Annotated in this window: 5 protein-coding genes; all 5 read right to left on the reverse strand. The window is 65.2% G+C overall.

What is annotated here, in order from left to right; genetic code table 11:
- A partial coding sequence (locus tag BIS11_RS10760) for an AbrB family transcriptional regulator (RefSeq protein WP_253586036.1) occupies positions 1–933 on the reverse strand: 933 nt, incomplete at its 3' end.
- A gap of 3 nt (positions 934–936) precedes the next feature.
- Positions 937–2,442: a tripartite tricarboxylate transporter permease gene (locus tag BIS11_RS10765; RefSeq protein ID WP_253419627.1), complete on the reverse strand. Its 1,506-nt coding sequence runs from the start codon at positions 2,440–2,442 to the stop codon at positions 937–939.
- A 9-nt stretch (positions 2,443–2,451) separates the two neighbouring features.
- Positions 2,452–2,904: a tripartite tricarboxylate transporter TctB family protein gene (locus tag BIS11_RS10770; RefSeq protein WP_253419625.1), complete on the reverse strand. Its 453-nt coding sequence runs from the start codon at positions 2,902–2,904 to the stop codon at positions 2,452–2,454.
- Positions 2,905–2,952: 48 nt separating this feature from the next.
- Positions 2,953–3,936: a tripartite tricarboxylate transporter substrate binding protein gene (locus BIS11_RS10775; protein ID WP_253419657.1), complete on the reverse strand. Its 984-nt coding sequence runs from the start codon at positions 3,934–3,936 to the stop codon at positions 2,953–2,955.
- A gap of 192 nt (positions 3,937–4,128) precedes the next feature.
- Positions 4,129–4,863, reverse strand: a 735-nt coding sequence (locus tag BIS11_RS10780; protein WP_253586037.1) for an alpha/beta hydrolase, incomplete at its 5' end; no start/stop codon positions are given.

Genomic DNA, 4,863 nt, shown 5'->3' on the forward strand with positions numbered 1-4,863 from the left:
GTGGGAGACGACGTAGACCGGGTCGATCCCCATCACCGTGGCGATCACCGCCATCTCCCCCACCCCGCCGGGAATCAGCGCCAGCAGCACCGCGGTGAACCCGAGCGAGGTGAATGAGGCCACGAGCCACGCCATCAGCATCGCCGCCGCCAGGGCGAACAGCGCGTAGGCGATGCCGAAGCGCCCCACGCTCAGGACCTGACGCCAGGGGGTTCCGGAAAAGCGCGCCCCGACGGAAGAGCCGAGGATCATGAACGCCAGCAGCACCGGCCAGGCGGGCAAGGAGAACCCGACCCCGGCGTTGGTCATGATCGCCCCGGCCACCATGGGCCCGAGAAATTCCGGCAGCGGCGCGCGACACCGCCGCAGCACCCACCAGCAAAGAGGCGCCAGCATCAACGCGGCGATATCGGAAAGCGCGAGCCAATGGGTGTCGCTTTCGAGGGTGACCTCGTCGACGAACAGGCTCGCCAGAAGGGCCGCGCCGGAGACCACGGTCACCAGGCGAAGTGAATGGGAAATGGCGATCCAGCGAAGATCCCCTCGGGCGGGCTCCGCCAGCACCAGGGCCGAGTTCATGCTGCCGGGGTAGGCGCAGAACATGGCGCTGATGCGCCCGACCTTGGCTTGGGTGAAGATCCAGTAGCCCCCGGCCAGCATCATCACCATGTAGAGCAGCATGGCGATGACGCTCGGGTACCACCGAACGAGCCCGAGAAGCTCCTGGGCCTGGATACGGCTGCCGATGAACAGCCCGAGCAGCGCGATGGCGACGACGTGAACGCGCTTGTCCACCCCGGTCCTGACGCCCGCGATCGAGGCGCTCATGACCAGAAACAGCGCTCCCAGCATCCAGGCCAGCGGCAGCGAAAAAAGGGTGGCGATCGCGCCACCCAAGCTACCCAGACACAGCGTCTTCAGCGTTTTCGACATGGCCTACGCCCGGGCCGCGCGGTAGGCCTTGAAGCGGTTCATCAGCGGCTGGCCGAACAGGGAAAGCAGCAGCAGCGCGAGGATGCCGAGCGCCACCGGCCGACCGAACAGGTAGGTGAAGTCGCCACCGCTGATCTGGTAGGAGTGCAGCAGCGATTTCTCGGCAAGCGAACCAAGTAACAGCCCGATGACCGCTGCCGGCACCGAATAGCCGTAGTGACGCAGGATCCAGCCGATCACCGCGAAGATCAACACCGTGACCGGGCCGGTCATGTTGCCGGTCAACCCGAAGGAGCCCATCACCGCCAGCACCAGCACCGACGGAATCAAGTAGCGCATGGGGACCTTGACGATGTTCGCCAGCACCGGGATGAACAAGAGCCCCACCACGATCAGCAGGAACACCTGGGCGAAGTTGGCGAAGATGATGGCGTAGACCACGTCGGTCTGCTCGCGGATGAACTGCGGCCCGCCGGTGATGTTGTGCATGGCGAAGGCCGCGAGCATCACCGCGGTGGCGCCGCCGCCGGGAATGCCCAGGGCCAGCAAGGTGGCCATGGAACCCGCTTCCGATGTGCTGTTGGCGGATTCCGAGGCGACCACGCCCTTGGGGTTGCCCTTGCCAAACGACGCCGGGTCCTCGTCGCGACGCTTGGCCTCGACGTAGGAGAGCAGGTTCGACACCGACGAGCCGACCCCGGGCACGGCGCCGACGAACACGCCGATCAACCCGCCGCGCAGCATCACGCCCGGGTAGCGAAACGCCATCTTGCACCCGGCCAGGATCTCGCCGATGCGCACCTTGCGCGAGTCTTCGGATTCGACGATGAAGCCCTTGTTGGCCAGCTTGAACAGCTCCGAGGCGGCGAACATGCCCATCATCGCGGGGATGACCGGGATGCCGTCGAGCAGGTAGGTCTGGCCCATGGTGCCCCGGGCAAGGCCGATCTCGCTGAAGCCGATGGTGCCCGCCAGAAGCCCGACGAAGCCGACCATCAGCCCTTTGAGCACCTGCTCGCCCTTGAGGCTCGCGATCAAGGTCATGCCCCAGAGAATGACGATGAACATCTCGGCAGGCCCGAGCTTCAACACCATGACCGACAGCGGCTGGATCATGATGAACAGGATCACGTAGCCGAGCAGCACCCCCACCACGGAGGAGGCCAGCGCCACCCCCAGGGCCTGGTTGTGCTGGCCGTTGCGCGCCATCGGGTAGCCGTCGAAGGCGGTGGCGATCGCCGACGACGTGCCGGGGATGTTCATCAGGATCGCGGGAATGCCCGCCCCGAAGGAGCCGCCGGTGAAGATGGCGGTCAGAAACAGCATGGCCTGGACGAAGTCCATGTACATGGTGATGGGCAGGAAGATCGCCATGGCCATGGAGATCTGAAGCCCGGGGGTGGCGCCGAAGATGAGGCCCAGCACGATGCCGGGCACGACCACCATCCACGGGTCGAAACTGGAAAACAGCAGAACCATGCTCTGCTGGACCGCGTCAAAATCGATCATGTCGGTTCCTTAGCTGGGCAGCAGCAGCAGGGTCATGGGGTACGGCAGCATCTGGGAGAAGAAGAACGCCGTGCCGAGGCCGAAGGCGACGCTGAACCCTGCCAGCAGCAGCCAGTTGCGCTCCCCCTTGAGCACCAGAAACAGCGCGATGAACGCCACCGTGGCGATATCGAATCCCAGGGTCTCGAGCGAGAGCACGTAGGCGGCGAACAGTCCCACCACGGGCAGCGTGCGGTAAAGCGGCTCCTCTTCGCTGCTGGCGCGAAGCAGGGTGCCGTGCTTCAGGCGCAGCACGAACTCGAGGGCGATGATGGCCAGTACCAGCAGTGACAGCGGCAGGATCAAGAGCAGGTTCTGGACCTGGGAAGAGACGCTGATCGCATCCATCAAATACCAAAGCGTGAAGCACGCCAGCGCCATGAGGACCAGAAGGTCCCCATAGTCGCGTCGTTGTACGGACATGGGAGTTCTCCAGCCCGGCCCCTACCGGGGGCCGGACGTCAGACGGGATTATTTCAGAAGGTGGGCGTACTGCTCGAAGACGTCGAAGTTCTCGCGCATCAGCTCGTTGGCGCGGTCCGGTCCGATCCATACGCCGCCCATTTCGTTGCGCTCGAGGTGATCCTGCACTTCCTTGCGCGCCAGCGCGCTCTGGATGGCATTGGTCAGCGTCTCGAAACGCTCCGGAAATTCGCGCTCCATTTCGCTGGTCACGGCGAAGCCGCGCATGGAGCCCTGGAGAATGGGCACTTCCACGCCGGTGGGCTCGAGGGCTTCGTTGATCGGCGGGACGTCCCACTGATCGATGCGCTCGTCGCTGACGATGGCCAGCGGCGTCAGGAACTCGCGAATGCCTTCGCTGCCCTGGGCGCTGATGGAGACGAAGTCCACCTGGCCGCCGGCCACCGCCGAGCGGGCCTCGCCACCGCTGTTGTAGGTCACGAGGTTCAGGTTTTCCTGGGGAATGCCGGCCTGGTCGAGCAGCAGGCGCACCATCAGGTGGCCGGCGGAGCCCTGTACCACGGCGCCGCGCACCTGCTTGTCGCCTTCGCGCAGGGCGTCGAGCAGCGACGGCAGATCCTCGTAGCCGCTGTCGCGGTTGGCGGCGATCAAATCCAGGTCGAACCACTGGAAGTTGATGTAGTTGAAGTCATCGACGCTGAAGTTGGCGCCACCGGTCAGAATCGAGTTGGTGAGGTAGGGCGCGAAGGTGGAGGCATAGACGGTGTAGCCGTCGTCGGGCATGTTCAGCACGTAGTTGGAGGCCACCTGGGTGCCGGCACCGGGGCGGTTGGTCACCTGGACCGGCACGCCGATCTCCTCGGAGAGGTAGCCGGACATCAGCCGCGCCAGGCGATCGGCGCTGCCTCCGGTGCCGAAGCCCACGATCATGTTGATCGGGCGCTCCGGATAGTCGTCGGCCACGGCGGGCAGCGCCATCGAAAGAGTCGCCAGGGCGACGGTGGCACCGACCAGCAGCGACTTCATCTTCATGCCGAAAGGCGAAGAGCTTGGAGCGAAAACGTTCGGGGTGGAAACGTTCTGGGTAGAAAAGATCTTGAGCATAGCGGTCTCGCTTTTTATAGGTTTATCTTTTTTTTAGGAACAGGGCACGCCCTGTGGAGTGCACACGCTATGGCATGAAGCTTTCACCAACCTTGCACGGCGGCAAAAGCCAACTAAAGTCTAACCCCCGCCGCCGGCCTCGCGCTTCAAGAACGCCATCGCCGCCTTCATCGCCCCGCGGCGCAGCAGAAAACTGCCGATATGACCGCGTCCGCGCTGCAGGTAGAGCTCTGCAGGCACGCCTTGATCCTGGAGGGCAAGATAGAAATTTCGCGCCTGGTCCACGGGCACCAGCCGGTCCCGGTTGCCATGGAAGATGAAAAACGGCGGTGCCTGGGGCGTGACGTAGTGGATCGGCGAGGCCTGCACGTAGGCCTCGGGCCGCTCCTGGCGGGTGCCGCCCAGCAGGCCGACCACGAGCGGCCCATCGTCGAACTTCGTCAGATTGCCTGGCAGCCCTCCCACCGCCACCGCCTTGAGCCGGGTATGGTCGCCACCGTAGGGCTCGGCCAGCGGCCCGGTCTGGCTTGCCAGGGCCAGCAGGCTCACCAGGTGCGCGCCGGAGGAGTATCCGACCCCGACGATTCGGTCGGTATCGATGCGAAACCGGTCGGCGTTGGCATGAATCCACGCCATGGCCTGCTGCAGATCCTGAAGCTGTGCGGGAAAGCGGTAGCGCGGCGCGAAGCGGTAGGCCACGTTCACCGTCACGTAGCCTTGGCCGGCGAGCTGGCGGGCGATGCCCTCCATGTCGTCGGGACTTCGCCGGCGCCAGCCGCCACCGTGCACGATCAGCGCCGCCGGGCGAAGCGCGCCCGCCGGGGTCGCCGGCAGGCGTACCCGGACCTCCAGCGG

It is taken from the genome of Halomonas sp. 707D4 (genome assembly GCF_024158685.1).
GTDB lineage: Bacteria > Pseudomonadota > Gammaproteobacteria > Pseudomonadales > Halomonadaceae > Vreelandella.